General features: G+C 70.5%; 12 protein-coding genes. 4 read left to right on the top strand and 8 right to left on the bottom strand.

All coding sequences use genetic code 11. From position 1 onward, the window contains the following. Positions 1-5: 5 nt before the first annotated feature. Positions 6-2177 carry a primosomal protein N' gene (locus FHY05_RS20085; protein ID WP_183946214.1) on the top strand — a complete coding sequence of 724 codons (2172 nt, stop codon included), beginning with the start codon at positions 6-8 and terminating at the stop codon, positions 2175-2177. A 19-nt stretch (positions 2178-2196) separates the two neighbouring features. On the opposite strand, the gene FHY05_RS20080 is transcribed toward FHY05_RS20085, so the two are convergent. From FHY05_RS20080 to FHY05_RS22715, 7 genes are all read right to left on the bottom strand, one after another. Further along, positions 2197-2448 (bottom strand): ATP synthase F1 subunit epsilon, encoded by a 252-nt coding sequence (locus FHY05_RS20080; protein ID WP_183946213.1) that lies wholly within the window; start codon positions 2446-2448, stop codon positions 2197-2199. 85 nt (positions 2449-2533) lie between these two features. Further along, positions 2534-3010 carry a hypothetical protein gene (locus FHY05_RS20075; protein WP_183946212.1) on the bottom strand — a complete coding sequence of 159 codons (477 nt, stop codon included), beginning with the start codon at positions 3008-3010 and terminating at the stop codon, positions 2534-2536. Positions 3011-3047: 37 nt separating this feature from the next. Then, complete coding sequence (gene atpD, locus FHY05_RS20070) at positions 3048-4535, bottom strand: F0F1 ATP synthase subunit beta (protein WP_132911055.1); 1488 nt, start codon at positions 4533-4535, stop codon at positions 3048-3050. Continuing rightward, a complete protein-coding gene (locus tag FHY05_RS20065) occupies positions 4535-5146 on the bottom strand; it encodes a hypothetical protein (RefSeq protein ID WP_183946211.1) in 612 nt (203 codons plus the stop codon). The genes atpD and FHY05_RS20065 overlap by 1 nt, the downstream gene beginning before the upstream one ends. Continuing rightward, positions 5143-6021 carry a F0F1 ATP synthase subunit gamma gene (locus tag FHY05_RS20060; protein WP_183946210.1) on the bottom strand — a complete coding sequence of 293 codons (879 nt, stop codon included), beginning with the start codon at positions 6019-6021 and terminating at the stop codon, positions 5143-5145. Before FHY05_RS20060 ends, FHY05_RS20065 begins: the two co-directional genes overlap by 4 nt. Before the next feature lie 96 nt (positions 6022-6117). Beyond that, a complete protein-coding gene (gene atpA, locus FHY05_RS20055; RefSeq protein ID WP_132911052.1) occupies positions 6118-7647 on the bottom strand; it encodes a F0F1 ATP synthase subunit alpha in 1530 nt (509 codons plus the stop codon). Between the two features lie 4 nt (positions 7648-7651). Beyond that, positions 7652-8221, bottom strand: a complete 570-nt coding sequence (locus tag FHY05_RS22715; RefSeq protein ID WP_311732543.1) for a F0F1 ATP synthase subunit delta — start codon at positions 8219-8221, stop codon at positions 7652-7654. A gap of 288 nt (positions 8222-8509) precedes the next feature. On the opposite strand from FHY05_RS22715, the gene FHY05_RS20045 reads away from it, so the two are divergent. The 3 genes from FHY05_RS20045 (at position 8510) to ppc (ending at position 14150) form a co-directional block, all read left to right on the top strand. Further along, positions 8510-9487: an Ada metal-binding domain-containing protein gene (locus FHY05_RS20045; protein WP_183946208.1), complete on the top strand. Its 978-nt coding sequence runs from the start codon at positions 8510-8512 to the stop codon at positions 9485-9487. Positions 9488-9723: 236 nt separating this feature from the next. Continuing rightward, positions 9724-11238 carry a CpaF family protein gene (locus tag FHY05_RS20040; RefSeq protein WP_183946207.1) on the top strand — a complete coding sequence of 505 codons (1515 nt, stop codon included), beginning with the start codon at positions 9724-9726 and terminating at the stop codon, positions 11236-11238. A gap of 230 nt (positions 11239-11468) precedes the next feature. Beyond that, positions 11469-14150 (top strand): phosphoenolpyruvate carboxylase, encoded by a 2682-nt coding sequence (gene ppc, locus FHY05_RS20035; protein WP_183946206.1) that lies wholly within the window; start codon positions 11469-11471, stop codon positions 14148-14150. Between the two features lie 281 nt (positions 14151-14431). Here ppc and pepN read toward each other — a convergent pair whose 3' ends face one another. Next, positions 14432-17050 (bottom strand): aminopeptidase N, encoded by a 2619-nt coding sequence (gene pepN / locus FHY05_RS20030; protein WP_409321850.1) that lies wholly within the window; start codon positions 17048-17050, stop codon positions 14432-14434. Positions 17051-17145 lie beyond the last annotated feature (95 nt).

Here is a 17145-nt window from a genome sequence, read left to right as displayed (position 1 = left end):
CGCGCATGTCTTCCCGCGCGCGCGTCCTCGTCCTCAACTCCGCGCTCGGCCCGCTCGACTATCGCGTGCCGCGCGAGCTGGCGGTCGAGCCGGGCTCGATCGTGGTCGCGCCGCTCGGGCCGCGCCAGCTGCTCGGCGTTGTGTGGGAGCCCGAGCGGATGCCGTCCGACGCCGAGGTCGGCGACAACCGGTTGCGCAACCTGCTCGCGGTCGCCGACGTGCCGCCGCTCCGCGCACCGCTGCGCCGGCTGATCGAATGGACGGCGGACTATTACCTCGCGCCTCCGGCCGCGGTGGCACGGATGACGCTGTCGTCGAGCGCGGCGCTGGAGGGCGCGCGCAGCGCGGTCGAATATCGCGCCACCGGCGCGGCGCCGGAACGGCTCACCCCGCAGCGCGCGCAGGCGCTCGAGCGCATCGGCGAGCGTCAGGGGCTGATCCGCGAGCTGGCGACGATCGCCGAGGTGAGCGACGCGGTGATCCGCGGGCTGGTCAAGAGCGGCGCGATCGAGCCGGTCGAGGTCGGGATCGACAGCCCCTACCCTGTCCCCGACCCGGATCACGCACCGCCCGCGCTCTCGGCGGAACAGGGCGAGGCGGCCGCGACGCTGGTCGGCGCCGTAGAGGCCGCCGCGTTCCAGCCGATCCTGCTCGATGGCGTCACCGGGTCGGGCAAGACGGAGGTCTATTTCGAGGCGGTCGCCGCGGCGTTGCGCGCGGGCAAGCAGGTGCTGGTCCTGCTGCCCGAGATCGCGCTGACCGAACCCTTTCTCAAGCGCTTCCACGATCGCTTCGGCTGCGAACCGGTGGCGTGGCACTCGGGGCTGCGCGCGACGCAGCGGCGTCGCGCCTGGCGCGCGGTGGCGAGCGGCGAGGCCAAGGTGACGGTGGGCGCGCGCTCGGCACTGTTCCTACCCTATGCCGAGCTCGGGCTGATCGTGGTCGACGAGGCGCACGAGACCAGCTTCAAGCAGGAAGACGGCGTCCATTACCACGCGCGCGACGTGGCGGTGATGCGCGGTCTGTTCGAGCGCTGCCCGGTGATCCTGGCCTCCGCCACGCCCGCGATCGAGACCCGCCATCAGGTCGCGCTCGGCACCTATGCCGAGGTCAAGCTGCCCGGCCGCTACGGCCTCGCCGAGATGCCGACGATCGCCGCGATCGACCTGATCGAGGAGCCGCCCGAGCGCGGCCGCTGGCTCAGCCCGCGGCTGGTCGAGGCGCTGCGCGAGACGCTCGCGCGCGGCGAGCAGTCGCTGCTGTTCCTCAATCGCCGCGGCTATGCGCCGCTGACGCTGTGCCGGACCTGCGGGCACCGCTTCCAATGCCCGAACTGCACAGCCTGGATGGTCGAGCACCGGCTGACGCGCCGGCTCGCCTGCCACCATTGCGGCCATGTCGAGCCGGTGCCGCGGCTCTGCCCCGAGTGCGGCGACGAGGACACGTTGGTGGCGTGCGGCCCCGGGGTCGAGCGGATCGCCGACGAGGTCGCGGCGCTGTTCCCCGAGGCGCGCGCCGCGGTGGTGACGTCGGACACGATCTGGTCGCCGGCCAAGGCGGCGGAGTTCGTCGCGCGGATGGAGGAAGGCGCGATCGATATCGTCGTCGGCACCCAGCTGGTCACCAAGGGCTATCATTTCCCCAACCTCACCCTGGTCGGGGTAGTGGACGCCGACCTCGGACTGGACGGCGGCGACCTGCGCGCGGCCGAGCGGACCTTCCAGCAGATTCGCCAGGTCTCGGGCCGCGCCGGGCGCGGCGCGAAGAAGGGGCAGGTGTTCATCCAGACGCACAGTCCGAAGGCGCAGGTGATGCAGGCGCTGGTGACGGGCGACGCCGACGCCTTCTACGCCGCCGAGACCGAGGCGCGGCAGGACGCCGGGGCGCCGCCCTACGGCCGCTACGCCGCGATCATCGTCTCGAGCGAGGAGCAGGCCGCGGCGCATGAGGTGGCGCGGCTGATCGGGCGGCACGCGCCCGAGGTCGACGGCATGGCCGTGTACGGCCCCGCCCCGGCGCCGCTGGCGATGCTGCGCGGGCGCCACCGCTTCCGCCTGCTCGTCCACGCGCGCCGCGGCATGGACGTCCAGGACGTGATCCGCGCCTGGCTGGGTGCGCTCGAGTGGCCGGCGAAGGTGCGGGTCGCGGTGGACGTCGACCCGTACAGCTTCCTCTGATCCGCGTCGGCGAGCGACCTCAGCCGGCGTGTTCGGCCAGGACGGTCAGGCCCTTGGCGTTGACCTCGGCGAAGCCGCCCCGGATCGCGATCGACTCGGGTGCGGCGCCCGGCGTCTTCTGCACCAGCACCTCGCCGTCGCGGATCGTCGACATGAAGGGCGCGTGCCCCTCGAGCACGGCGAAGTCGCCGTCGGTGCCGGGCACCGTGACCATATGCACCTCGTCGGAGCGGACCAGGCGTTCGGGGGTGACGAGTTCGAAGTGCAGCATGGGTCTGATATCCTGAACAGCGTGGAAGGGATGAGGCCGAGGCGCGCGGGCGACATCGCACGGGCGCCGACGCGGGGCTAGTCGATCAGAGCTTCAGTACCGCGATCAGCACGCCGGTGGCGGTGAAGATCGCGCCGACGAGCCAGGTCAGCAGCTGCGTCTTGGCCGCTTCGATCCGGGCGGTCATGCGCTCCTCGACCAGGCGGAGATCGGTGGCGACCTGAGCGAAGCGGGCGTCGACCTTGACGTCTGCCTCCTCGAGCCGCGCCTCGATCTGATCGAAGCGAGCGTCGACCTGGGCGAAGCGCCCGTCGACCCTGGCCGCCTCTCGATCGAACCGGGCCTCGATCCGGACGGCCTCCTGCTCGAACCGGGCCTCGATCCGCGCCGCCTCCTGCTCGAACCGAGCGTCGATCCGCTCGCCCAGACGATCCAGGTCCGCCCTCGTCGCCGCGCCCTCGCTCATCGCGCGGCCGATCGCGGCGGCGATGGCCTCGGCCTGGTCCTGCGGCAGCGCCGCCGCGCGCAGGTCCTTCGCGATCGAGAGCGTGTCGATGCCCATACCACCCTAAGGTAGCCCGACACCGACCCCGAGTCGATCAGGCGTCCTGCGCCAGCTTCTCCGCTTTGGCGACCGCCTCGTCGATGCCGCCGACCATGTAGAAGGCGGCCTCGGGCAGATGGTCATACTCGCCGTTCACCACCGCCTTGAACGAGCGGATCGTGTCGTCGAGCTGGACGAACTTGCCCGGGATGTTGGTGAACACCTCGGCGACGTGGAACGGCTGCGACAGGAAACGCTGGATCTTGCGCGCGCGGCTGACCGTCAGCTTGTCCTCCTCGGACAGCTCGTCCATCCCGAGGATGGCGATGATGTCCTGCAGCGACTTGTACTTCTGAAGGATCGACTGGACCGCGCGCGCGGTCTCGTAGTGATCCTGGCCGACGGTACGCGGCTCCAGCACGCGGCTGGTCGAGTCGAGCGGGTCCACCGCCGGGTAGATGCCCAGCTCCGAGATCGCGCGGCTCAGCACGGTGGTGGCGTCGAGGTGCGCGAATGAGGTCGCCGGCGCCGGGTCGGTGAGGTCGTCCGCGGGGACGTACACCGCCTGCACCGAGGTGATCGAGCCCTTGTTGGTCGAGGTGATGCGCTCCTGCAGCGCGCCCATGTCGGTCGACAGCGTCGGCTGATAGCCCACCGCCGAGGGGATGCGGCCGAGCAGCGCCGACACTTCCGCGCCCGCCTGGGTGAAGCGGAAGATGTTGTCGACGAAGAACAGCACGTCCTGCCCCTCCTGGTCGCGGAAATATTCCGCGATGGCCAGGCCCGACAGCGCGACGCGGGCGCGCGCGCCCGGCGGCTCGTTCATCTGGCCGTAGACCAAGGCGACCTTGGAGCCCTCACTGATCGCATTGCCCTCGGCGTCCTTGGCGATCACGCCCGCGTCGAGGAACTCGTGGTAGAGGTCGTTGCCCTCGCGGGTGCGCTCGCCGACACCGGCGAACACCGAGGTGCCGCCATGGCCCTTGGCGATGTTGTTGATCAGCTCCTGGATCAGCACGGTCTTGCCGACGCCGGCGCCGCCGAACAGGCCGATTTTGCCGCCCTTGGCGTAGGGCGCGAGCAGGTCGATCACCTTGATGCCGGTGACGAGGATCGCGCTCTCGGTCGACTGGTCGACGAACTCGGGCGCCTTGGCGTGGATCGGCGCGCGCAGCTCGGTCTGTACCGGCCCGCGCTCGTCGATCGGCTCGCCGACCACGTTCATGATGCGGCCGAGCGTCGCCGGGCCGACCGGCACCTGGATCTGGCTGCCCGTGTCGGTCACGGTCTGGCCGCGGGTGAGCCCCTCGGTCGAGTCCATCGCGATCGTGCGGACGGTGTTCTCGCCGAGATGCTGCGCGACCTCGAGCACCAGCCGCTGGCCGTTGTTGCTCGTCTCCAGCGCCGAGAGGATCGCGGGCAGGTTGTTGTCGAAATGGACGTCGACCACCGCGCCGATCACCTGGCTGACGCGGCCGACGTTGTTGCTGCCCGATCCGGTGCTCCCGCTGGTCGGGCGAATGTCTTCGGCGAGGGTTGCCATCACATCTTTCCTTGGTTCGTCTGCCCCGATGTAGGCGCGGAGCGGGTGAAGGTCACGGCCAACAGCCGCTCCTTGGGGGTGGTGGTGCGCGTCACCGAGTAATCGGCGCCGCCTTTGAGCTGGCCCGCGGCGCGCTTCGTGCCGTGGATCGCCGCGACCGCGCTGTCGCCGCCGCTCACGCCGAGCTGCTGGAGCGACTGAGCGAGCCATTTGTCGAACGAGTCACGCGCGAGCTGGTCATTCGCCGAGGTCGGCTCGGCGAGGCGATACTCGATCGCCTCCAGCCGGTCGGCCGCGCCGCTGGCGGTAAAATAGGCCATCACCGGGTGCTTGCCCCGCGGATCCGACATCGGCGTCGGCGCCGCCTCGGAGCGCCAGACGCTGCCGCGCTTCTCGTAGGCGCCCGGCCGCAGGCCGCTGCGGCCGAAGCGATCCAGCGCCACGCCCGGATCGGTGAACACGCCGTCCCAGCTGCCGCCGGCGAGATTGGGCCCGCTCGGCGCAGCCGCCGCCGCGGCGGCGTCGTTCGCCGGCGTCTGGTCGGCGGCGGGCTTGGAGCAGCCTGCCACCGCCAGCGTCGCCGCCAGCAGCAGGATGCCCGCCCGGATCACAGCGCCTCGGCGCCCGAGATGATCTCCACCAGCTCGGTGGTGATCGCCGCCTGGCGCGCACGATTGTACTGGATGCTCAGTCGCTTGATCATGTCGCCCGCGTTGCGCGTGGCGTTGTCCATCGCGGTCATGCGGCTGCCCTGCTCGGACGCGGCATTCTCCAGCAAGGCGCGGAAGATCTGGATCGCGACGTTGCGCGGTAGCAGGTCGGCGAGGATCGCTTCCTCGCTCGGCTCATATTCCACCGTCGCGTCGCCGGCGTTGGCCAGCTTCGGCTCGCCGCGGTCGGGGATGGCGACCGGGATGATCTGCTGGCCGGTCGGCAGCTGCACCAGCGCCGACTGGAACTTGGCGTAGAACAGGTGCGCGACGTCGAACTCGCCCGCGGTGTAGCGCGCGATCAGGTCGTCGGCGATCGCCTTGGCGTCGTCGAACGCCACGGTCTTCACCGTCGAGAGATCATGGTCGACCTTGATCGCCTGCGGGTAGAAGCGGCGCAGCACGCGCCCCTTCTTGCCGGCGAGATAGAAGATCACGGTCTTGCCCGCGGCCTCCAGCTCCTCGGCCTTGCGGCGCGCGGCGCGGACGATGTTGGTGTTGAACGCGCCCGCCAGGCCGCGCTCGGAGGTGGCGACCACCAGCAGATGGACCTGGTCCTTGCCCGTCCCCGCCAGCAGCGGCGAGGCACCGACGCCGACGTTGCGCGCCAGGCTCGCGACGACGCCCTCGAGCCGCTCGGCATAGGGGCGGCCGGCGATCGCCGCCTCCTGCGCGCGGCGCAGCTTGGCGGCGGCGACCATCTTCATCGCCTTGGTGATCTTCTGCGTCGACTTGACCGAGCCGATGCGGATCTTGAGGGCCTTGAGTGACGCCATTTCCTGCCTTCTCGTGCTCCCGCGACCGCGGGAGCCCAGGGTTATTCAGCGGATCGCCGGTGGCACTGGGCTCCTGCCTTCGCAGGAGCCCGCACCTCAGGCGAAGGTCTTCGCGAACTGGTCGAGCGCGCCCTTGAGCTTGCCCTCGGTGTCCTTGCCCAGCTCGCGCGAGTCGCGGATCGCGCTCAGCACGTCGGCGTGATCGTTGCGCAGGAACGCCAGCATCGCCGCCTCGTAGCGGGTCACGTCGGCCACCGGCACCTGGTCGAGATAACCGTTGGTGCCGGCGTAGATCGACGCGGTCTGCTCCTCGAACGGCATCGGCGAGAACTGCGGCTGCTTGAGCAGCTCGGTCAGGCGCGCGCCGCGGTTGAGCAGCTTCTGCGTCGAGGCGTCCAGGTCCGAGCCGAACTGCGCGAACGCCGCCATCTCGCGATACTGCGCCAGCTCCAGCTTGATCGAGCCCGACACCTTCTTCATCGCCTTGGTCTGCGCGGCGCCGCCGACGCGGCTGACCGACAGGCCGACGTTGATCGCGGGGCGGATGCCCGCGAAGAACAGGTCGGTCTCGAGGAAGATCTGGCCGTCGGTGATCGAGATCACGTTGGTCGGGATGTAGGCCGAGACGTCGCCCGCCTGGGTCTCGATGATCGGCAAAGCGGTGAGCGAGCCGTTGCCGTTGGCGTCGTTCATCTTCGCCGCGCGCTCGAGCAGGCGCGAGTGGAGATAGAAGACGTCGCCCGGATAGGCCTCGCGGCCCGGCGGACGGCGCAGCAGCAGCGACATCTGACGATAGGCGACCGCCTGCTTCGACAGATCGTCGAACACGATCACCGCGTGCATCCCGTTGTCACGGAAATACTCGCCCATCGCGGTGCCGGTGTAGGGCGCGAGGAACTGCAGCGGCGCGGGGTCCGACGCGGTCGCGGCGACGACGATGGAATAGTCCATCGCGCCGTTCTCCTCGAGCGTGCGGACGAGCTGCGCCACGGTCGAGCGCTTCTGGCCGACCGCGACATAGACGCAATAGAGCTTCTTCGACTCGTCGGTGCCCGCGTTGGCGGTCTTCTGGTTGATGAACGTGTCGATCGCGATTGCCGACTTGCCGGTCTGGCGGTCGCCGATGATCAGCTCGCGCTGGCCGCGACCGACCGGCACCAGCGCGTCGATCGCCTTGAGCCCGGTCTGCACCGGCTCGTGCACCGACTTGCGCGGGATGATGCCGGGCGCCTTGACCTCGACCCGGCTGCGCTGCTCGGCCACGATCGGGCCCTTGCCGTCGATCGGGTTGCCGAGGCCGTCGACCACGCGGCCGAGCAGCCCCTTGCCCACCGGCACGTCGACGATGGTGCCGGTGCGGCGGACGACGTCGCCCTCCTTGATCTCCGAGTCCGAGCCGAAGATCACGACGCCGACGTTGTCGGCCTCGAGGTTGAGCGCCATGCCCTGCACGCCGTTCGAGAATTCGACCATCTCGCCGGCCTGGACGTTGTCCAGCCCGTAGATGCGCGCGATGCCGTCACCGACGCTGAGCACCTGGCCGGTCTCGGACACCTGGGCCTCGGTGCCGAAATTGGCGATCTGGTCCTTGATGACCTTCGAGATTTCTGCGGCGCGGATATCCATGTGGTTAGCCCTTCATCGCGCTGGCGAGCGCATTCAAACGGGTACGGATCGAGGAATCGATCATCTGGGAGCCGATGCGGACGACGAGCCCGCCGAGGATCGCCGGATCGACCTCGAGGTCGACCGACACCTCGCGGCCGACGCGACGGCGCAGCTGCTGCTTGAGCTCGTCGACCTGCTCAGGCGTGAGCGGGTGCGCGCTGGTCACTTCGGCGGTGGTCTCGCCGCGGTGACGCGCGGCGAAGGTGCGGAACGCGCGAATGATCTGCGGCAGCTGCGACAGCCGACGATTCTCCGCGAGCACGCCGAGGAAGCTGCGCGTGGTGGCGTCGACGCCGATCGCGTCCGCGGCGGCCACCACCGCGCGCACCGCGTCGCGCCGCGCCACCACGGGCGAGGCGATCAGCGCGCGGAAGTCGGCCGATTCGGCCAGCGCGTCGCGCACCGCGGCGAGGCTGCGCTCGACCTGGTCGACCGCCGTGGCCTCCACCGCCAGATCGAACAGCGCGCTCGCGTAGCGCCCGCCGAGGCTGGCCTGGATGCTGCTGCCCTGATTACCGCTGGAACTCTCCACGCGATCCACTTTCCTCGCATAAACCCAAGGGTGTCGAACCCATGCGACCGGGTGGCGCGCGGTGGCGCCTTCGCTTGGGTAGCGGCGCGCGTAGCAAAGGGTTGCCGGGGATGCAACCGGAGCGGGCGCGGCGATGTTCAACGTGATCAACGGCGTGCGAGGCGGCGACGGGTTCGGGCGCAAGCCGCGGGATGCGATGAGGGATGCGGTGGCGTATAGGTCGTGCGTGATGGTCGCGACCCGGTACGTGCAGAGACCGGCGCGACGCCGAGGCAAGCGAGACGCCCGATGACGTACACGGCTTCCTTCCCCCACGCCCTCTCGTCGGGGCTGACCCGGTCCAGGATCCACCCGCCGGCGCATCCTGCGGGCGAAGAGCGTGCGGCACCGTGGACCCCGAACCAAGTCCAGGATGACGGCAGGCGTGTTGGCGGTCGCCTCGACGCCACCACTCCCATCGACCCGGACGCCGCCTGGGCCGCCTTCGTCCGCCGCGACCGCGCCTATGACGGCCGCTTCGTCGTCACGGTCAGCTCGACCCGGATCTATTGTCGGCCGAGCTGCGCGGCGCGGCGGCCGCGGCGCGAGCACGTCGGCTTCCTGGCCGACGGTGCCGCCGCGCGCGCGGCGGGGTATCGCGCCTGCCGCCGCTGCCTGCCCGACGACGTCACGCGCGACGCGACCGCGGTGACGCTTGCGCTCACGCTGCTCGACGACGCCGAACGGCCTCTGTCGCTCGCCGAGCTGGCCGCGTCGGTCGGCTACGCGCCGCATCACTTCCAGCGGCTGTTCACGCGCGCCACCGGCCTCTCCCCCGCCGCCTACGCCCGTGACCGTCGCGCGGCGCGTGCCGTCGCGGCGCTGTGCGGCGAGCGCAACGTCACCGCCGCGATCTACGCCGCGGGCTATGCCGCGCCGAGCCGCTTCTACGCCGACGCTGCCGCGCTCGGCATGGCGCCCGCCGCCTGGGCGAGCGGCGGCGCGGGCGAGCGAGTCGCCCGGTGCGACGTGCCGACGCCGCTCGGCCCGCTCCTGGTGGCGCAGACCGGGCGCGGCTTGTGCCACGTCGGCCTCGACGTGTCGGCGGACGTGCTCGCGGTGTTGCTGCCGGCGGCGACGCTGGTGGACGCCGACCACGGCGAGCGCGCGCGCGCGCTGCGTTGGGTGGAGGCGGCAGCGGTGCCGCTGAATGCCGCGCTGACCGGGGCACAACGGCGGGCATTGTTCCTCGCGGCGGTGCGGGCCGCGGCACGGGCAACGGTGTAATCTACTCCGGTGCTGCCACGCACGTAGGAGCCCAGGGCCAGGAGGGCCGGCTCTCGCCGGAGATCGGCGCGACATGCCCAGATTTCGCGCTGCGTCACCCCGTCTCGGCGGAAGCCGCCCTCCAGAGCCAAGCGAAAGAGTGCCTTCTGGTGTGCGCGACCCTGGGTCCGTGGTTAGTCGATTATAAAGCCTTCTCGCTTAGCCCGATCACCGCACTTTCAAGGATGACCGGGTCGATGAACGCGTTCGGACGCCGCAACGGCGGGATGGGGACGACAGGCACGCGCGGCGGCTTCGGCGTGGCGCGGCCGATGCAGGCGAACCCGCTCGCGCGCCCCGAGCCCGAGCCCTTCCCCGTCGCCGAGGCGCTGGCACTGCCCGGCGAGGGCGACCCGGCGCTGGTACCGCAGGGCACCGTCGACGCGATGCAGCGTCTCGCCGACCGGCAGAACGCCAGCGGCGACGCCGGCGCGAGCCGGATGGAAGGCTTCGAGGCCTCGATCCACCGCATCAAGGAGCAGGTGCTGCCGCGCCTGCTCGAGCGCGTCGACCCCGAGGCCGCCGCGACGCTCGGCAAGGACGAGCTGGCCGAGGAGTTCCGCCCGATCATCGGCGAGGTGCTCGCCGAGCTCAAGCTGACGCTCAACCGCCGCGAGCAGTTCGCGCTGGAGAAGGTGCTGGTCGACGAGCTGCTCGGTCTCGGGCCGCTCGAGGAGCTGCTCGCCGACGCCGACATCAGCGACATCATGGTCAACGGTCCCGACCAGACCTTCGTCGAGCGCAAGGGCAAGCTCGAGCTGGCCAACATCCAGTTTCGCGACGAGGAGCATTTGTTCCAGATCGCGCAGCGGATCTGCAACTCGGTCGGCCGCCGCGTCGACCAGACCACGCCCCTCGCCGACGCGCGCCTCAAGGACGGCAGCCGCGTCAACGTGATCGTCCCGCCGCTGAGCCTGCGCGGCACCGCCATCTCGATCCGTAAGTTCTCCGCCAAGCCGATCACGCTCGACATGATGGCGGGTTTCGGCAGCATGTCGCAGAAGATGGCGACCGCGCTCAAGATCGCGGGGGCGTGCCGGTTCAACGTCGTGATCTCGGGCGGCACCGGCTCGGGCAAGACCACGATGCTCAATGCCTTGTCGAAGATGATCGACCCGGGCGAGCGCGTGCTGACGATCGAGGACGCCGCCGAGCTGCGGCTCCAGCAGCCGCACTGGCTGCCGCTCGAGACCCGCCCCGCCAACCTCGAGGGTCAGGGCGAGATCTCGATCCGCGACCTCGTCAAGAACGCGCTCCGCATGCGCCCCGACCGCATCATCCTGGGCGAGATTCGCGGCAGCGAGTGTTTCGACATGCTCGCCGCGATGAACACCGGCCATGACGGGTCGATGTGCACGCTCCACTCCAACTCGCCGCGCGAGGCGCTGGCGCGCATGGAGAACATGGTGATGATGTCGGACATCAAGGTGCCCAAGGAGGCGATCAGCCGCCAGATCGCCGACTCGGTCGACATGATCATCCAGGTCAAGCGCCTGCGCGACGGCTCGCGCCGCGTCACCAACATCACCGAGGTGATCGGGATGGAGGGTCCGGTGATCGTGACGCAGGAGCTGTTCAAGTTCGAATATCTCGACGAGAGCGCCGACGGCAAGATCATCGGCGAGTATCGCTCGATGGGGCTGCGCCCGTACACGTTCGACAAGGCCAAGCAGTTCGGCTTCGATCAGGCGTATCTGGAAGCGTGTCTGTGAGCACGGAGCAAGACAGACCGGTACACTGACGCTCCTCTCTCTTCCGTCGTCCCTGACTTGGTCAGGGATCCACGGTGCCGCGGAAGCGAAAACCTTTGAACGAGTGGAAGGGTGGATCCCGGACCAAGTCCGGGATGACGGAGGAAGAGGATCATGGTGGTCGCTCCCCACCTCCCCTAATCCGTCCCTAACCGGTTGACCCCGCGCCTGCCGCGACGCAGCATCGCGCCATGGCCACACTCCCCCCGATCACCAACAATCCCGACGTCCGCTATCTCGGCCGCGTGCTGGGCGACGTCATCCGCGCTTATGGGGGCGAGACGCTCTACGAGCGCACCGAGGCGATCCGCTCCGCCTCGGTCGAGCGCCACCGCGGCAACGGCCAGGGCTCGCCCGACGTCGGGCTGGGCGCGCTCGACCTCGACGAGACGCTCGATTTCGTGCGCGGCTTCATGCTGTTCTCGATGCTCGCCAATCTCGCCGAGGACCGCCAGGGGATCGCCGCCGAGGAGGGCGCGGACGTCGCCGCCGCGCTCCAGCGCCTCGCCGACGCCGGCGTCGACCGCGACGAGGTGCTCGCCCTGCTCGATCGCGCGCTGATCGCGCCGGTGCTCACCGCGCACCCCACCGAGGTGCGGCGCAAGAGCATGATCGACCATCGCAATCGCATCGCGCAGCTGATGGCGCTGCGCGACCGCGGGATCGACACCACGCCCGAGGGCGACCAGGTCGACGAGGCGATCGTGCGCCAGGTCGCGCTGCTGTGGCAGACGCGCGTGCTGCGGCGCGAGCGACTGTACGTCACCGACGAGGTGGAGACCGCGCTCAGCTATCTGCGCGACGTGTTCCTGCCCGTGATCCCCGCACTCTACCAGCGCTGGGACCGCGCGCTCGGCGCGCGCGTGCCCGCCTTCCTGCGCCCGGGCAGCTGGATCGGCGGCGATCGCGACGGCAATCCCTTCGTCACCGCGGACAGCCTGCGCGCCGCGCTCGCGCGGGCGTCGCGCGCGGTGCTGGGCTATTATCTCGACCAGCTCCACGCGATGGGCGCCGAGCTGTCGATCTCCTCCGATCACGGCACGGTCGACGAGGGCGTCCTCGCGCTGGCCGAGGCCAGCGGCGACACCTCGGAGACGCGCAGCGACGAGCCCTACCGCCGCGCGATCAGCGGCATCTACGCGCGGACCGCGGCGACCTACCGCAAGCTGACCGGCGAGCCGGCGCCGCGCCCCGGCACGCTGCGCGGCGAACCCTACCCCGACCCCGCCGCGCTGCGCGCCGACCTCAAGACGATCGCACGCCCGCTCTCGGCCGAGGGGGCGGGACTGCTCGGCTCGGGCGGCGCGATCGGGCGGCTGATCCGCGCGGTGGAGGTGTTCGGCTTCCACCTCGCCACGCTCGACCTGCGGCAGAACAGCGCGGTGCACGAGAAGGTCGTCGCCGAGATGCTGCGCGGCGCAGGGGTCTGCGCCGACTATGCCGCGCTCGACGAGGACGCGCGCGTGATGCTGTTGCGCCAGGAGCTGGCCACGCCGCGCCCGCTGACCAGCCGCTTCACCGCTTATTCGGACGAGACCGCGTCCGAGCTGGCGATCGTCCAGGCCGCGGCCGAGGCGCACGCTACCTACGGTGCGGCGTGCATTCGGCAGTATATCGTCTCGATGACCAAGTCGGTGTCCGACCTGCTCGAGGTGCACCTGCTGCTCAAGGAGGTCGGGCTGTACCGCCCCGCGACCGACGACGCGCCCGCCAGTGCCGCGGTGATGGCGGTGCCCTTGTTCGAGACGATCGAGGACCTCGAGGCCGCGCCCGCGATCATGACCGAGTGGTTCGCCATCCCCGAGGTGCGCGACATCGCGCGCGCGCGCGGCCACCAGGAGGTGATGATCGGCTATTCGGACAGCAACAAGGACGGCGGCTACCTGACCTCGACCTGGCAACTGTCGCGCGCCTCGACCGCGCTGAAGCCGGTGTTCGACGCCGCGGGCGTCGGCATGCAGCTCTTCCACGGCCGCGGTGGCGCGGTCGGGCGCGGCGGCGGCTCCAGCTTCGCCGCGATCCGCGCGCAGCCCGCGGGCACGGTGCAGGGGCGCATCCGCATCACCGAGCAGGGCGAGGTGATCGCGGGCAAGTACGGCACGCGGGAGAGCGCCTCCACCAACCTGGAGGCGATGGCCTCGGCGACCCTGCTCGCCAGCCTCGAGCCCGAGCAGCTGTCGAACAGCGACAATGCCAGCTTCGCCGCGGCGATGGACCGGCTCTCCGACGCGGCCTTCCGCGCCTATCGCGGGCTGGTCTACGAGACCGAGGGGTTCCGCACCTTCTTCCGCCAGATGACGCCGATCGCCGAGATCGCCGGGCTCAAGATCGGCAGCCGCCCCGCCAGCCGCAAACAGTCGGACGCGATCGAGGACCTGCGCGCCATCCCCTGGGTGTTCAGCTGGGCACAGGCGCGCGTGATGCTGCCGGGCTGGTACGGCGTCGGCCAGGCGATCGCCGCGTTCGAGGACCGCGCGCTGCTGCGCGAGATGGCGCAGGGATGGCCGCTGTTCGCCGCGACACTGGCCAACATGGAGATGGTGCTCGCCAAGTCGGACATGGGGATCGCCGAGCGCTATGCCGGGCTGGTCGAGGACGCCGGCCTGCGCGACACGGTGTTCGGGCGCATCCGCGACGGCTGGCAGCAGACCCACGACGGGCTGCTCGACGTCACCGCGCAGTCGCACCTGCTCGAGAAGCACCCCGCGCTCGACGCCTCGATCCGGCTCCGGCTGCCCTATATCGAGCCGCTCAACCTGCTCCAGATCGAGCTGATGAAGCGCCACCGCGCGGGCGAGGCCGACGCGCGCGTGCGCCAGGGCATCCTGCTGTCGATCAACGCGATCGCGACGGCGCTGCGCAACTCGGGCTGAGAAGGGGCGGGCGGCGAGCGGCGCGTGGCGCGAACGGCACCGGCCGTTCCGCTGATCGTGCCTCCTCGCGGCCCTCTTGCCGCATCCCCGCGCGGGCGGGGCTCGTCATAGGCTGACGGGGCGACCTCATCGCAGCTCCGCGCGTCTGGATCCGCGCCGTCGCGGGTATGACGGGCGACGGGATCGATCAGAAGGTCCATGACCCCTCTCGCCCGTCACGGATACCTGCTGCCAGGTCTGACGCACCCGCCGAGCGGAGACCTCGCCGAGTCTCCTCCCATTCACTGACCCTCCAGGCTCTTCGACGCCTGCTCGAACAGGTCCTTGCTGATCCCCGGCGTCGCGACGATCCGTTCCAGCTCGGCGCGCATCAGCGCCGCGCGCGCCGGGTCGAAGCGGCGCCAGCGGCCGAGCGGGGGCAGCAGCCGCGCCGACGTCTGCGGGTTGAGCGGGTCGAGCGCGAGCAGCTGGTTCGCCAGCCAGCGATAGCCTGCTCCCCCGGCGACGTGGAAGGCGCGCTGGTTGACCGCGAAGGCACCGATCAGCGCGCGCGCGCGGTTCGGGTTGGCGAGCGAGAAATCGGGGTGGCGCGCCAGCTCGGCGACCAGCGCCGGCGTGTCGTCGCGCGACGCCAGCGCCTGCGTCTGGAACCATTTGTCGAGCACCAGGGGGTTATCGGCGTAGCGCGCGTAGAACGCCGCCAGCGCCGCGTCGCGCTCGTGCGAGCGGCCGCTCGCCAGCGCGGTGAGCGCGCCCTGGCGGTCGGTCATATTGTCCGCCGCCTCGAACTGCGCCCAGGCCAGCGCCGGCGCGTCCGTGGCGCCACCCGCCTGGAGGTAGTGGAGCGCAACGTTCCGCAGGCGCCGCACGCCCTTGCCCGCGGGCGTGTAAGCGTAGGGCGAGCGGTCGGCGGGGTCGCAGGCGGCGCGCCAGCGCTCGTCGAGCGAGCGCGCGAGGTCGCGCCGCAGCGCCTCGCGCGCGGCGAAGACGGCGTCCGGGTCGACCGTGGCGAGTTGGTCGCCGATGAAATTCTCCGACGGCAGCAGCACCGCCTCGGCGACGAAGGCGCGGTCGAGCTCGGCGTCGTCGAGCGTGTCCGCCACCGCCGCGACGACGGCGCGATGGTCGGCCTCGCCCTCGACCGTCGCCGCCACCAGCGTGTCGAGCATCAGCTGCTGCATCGCTTCGTAGCGCGCGAAGGGATCGTCGTCGTGGCGCGCGAGAAAGGCGAGGTCGGCCGCGGTGCGGTCGCTCTCGATGATCACCGGCGCGGAGAAGCCGCGGTTGAGCGACACGATGGGCCGTTCTGTCACGCCCTCGACGGCGATGCTCTCGGCGGCGTCGCGCACAACCACCAGCTGCTCCGCGCCGAGCGGCTGGCCGGTGGCGCTGCCGAACAGCCGCACCCGCAGCGGCAGTACCTGCGGCGCCTTGCCGCTCTGCCCCGGCGTGTCCGGCACCCTCTGCGCGAGGTGGAGCAGCGCGCGGCCGCTGCCCGGCTCGTGCTCGACGGAGGCGGAGACGCGCGGCGTGCCCGCCTGGCTGTACCACAGGCGGAACTGCGTCAGATCGGCGCCGCTCGCCTCCTCCATGCAGCGGACGAAGTTCTCGCAGGTCGCGGCCGTCCCGTCGTGGCGGTCGAAGTACAGGTCGGCGCCGGCGCGGAACGCGGCGTCGCCCAGCATCGTCGCCATCATGCGGATCAGCTCGGCGCCCTTGTTGTAGATCGTCGCGGTATAGAAGTTGCTGATCTCGATATAGCTCTCCGGACGTACGGGGTGCGCGAGCGGGCCGGCGTCCTCGGGGAACTGCGCCGCGCGCAGCCCGCGGACGTCCTCGATCCGCTTGACCGCGGCCGAGCCCTGGTCGGCGCTGAACGACTGGTCGCGGTAGACGGTGAAGCCTTCCTTGAGGCTCAGCTGGAACCAGTCGCGGCAGGTGACTCGATTGCCCGACCAGTTGTGAAAGTACTCGTGCGCCACCACCGCGGCGATGGCGTCGTAGTCATAGTCGGTCGCGGTGTCGGGATCGGCGAGGATGTAGCGGCTGTTGAAGATGTTCAGCCCCTTGTTCTCCATCGCACCGAAGTTGAAGTCGTCGACCGCGACGATGTTGAACACGTCCAGGTCATACTCGCGGCCGTAGACTCGCTCGTCCCACGCCATCGAGAGCTTGAGCGCATCGAGCGCGTGAGCGGTCTTGGGCAGATCGGCGGCGCGGACCCAGATGCCGAGCGCCACCTCGCGCCCCGAGCGCGTGGTGAAGGTGTCGCGGTTCACCGCCAGGTCGCCCGCCACCAGCGCGAAGAGATAGGAGGGCTTGGGATAGGGATCGTGCCACTCGGCCCAGTGCGTTCCATCGGCGCCCTCGCCCTGCGCGACGGGGTCGCCGTTGGCGAGCAGCACCGGGAAGCGCCGACGGTCGGCGCTCATCCGCACGCGATAGGTGGCGAGCACGTCGGGCCGGTCGGGGAAATACGTGATGCGGCGAAAGCCCTCGGCCTCGCACTGCGTGCAGAGGATCCCGCCCGAGGCGTACAGCCCCATCAGCTGGGTGTTGCGATCGGGCGCGATCTCGACCTCCGTCTCGATCACATGGCCCTGACCGACGAGTGGCACCACGAGTTGCTCGCCCTCGATCGTCCAGCCCTCGGCCGGTGCGCCGTCGACCGTCACGGCGAGCGGCACCTGCCCCGCCCCATCGAGCCGCAGCGGCAGGTCGTGCGCGCCGTTGCGCACGACGCTCAGCCGCGCGCGGACGCGCGTGAGCGTCGGGTCCAGCGCGAAATCGAGCGCGACCTCGGGGACGAGCCAGGCGGGCGCCTGATAGTCGCGACGATAGGTGACGAGCGGTGCGGCGGCGGTGAGGCGTACGTCCATGCTCTGACTATAATCAGGCATCGTCCCGGTTCCATGGGAAAGCGGCCTATGTCCCGCCGCACCGAGCCATTCGACAGGTGCGCGACGTGAAAAGCTAAGCTACGGCGATTTCTTCC

Source organism: Sphingomonas sp. BK580 (genome assembly GCF_014194975.1).
GTDB lineage: Bacteria > Pseudomonadota > Alphaproteobacteria > Sphingomonadales > Sphingomonadaceae > Sphingomonas.
Note: the sequence above shows the minus strand (reverse complement) of the source record. Positions and strands in the feature narration are given on the sequence as shown.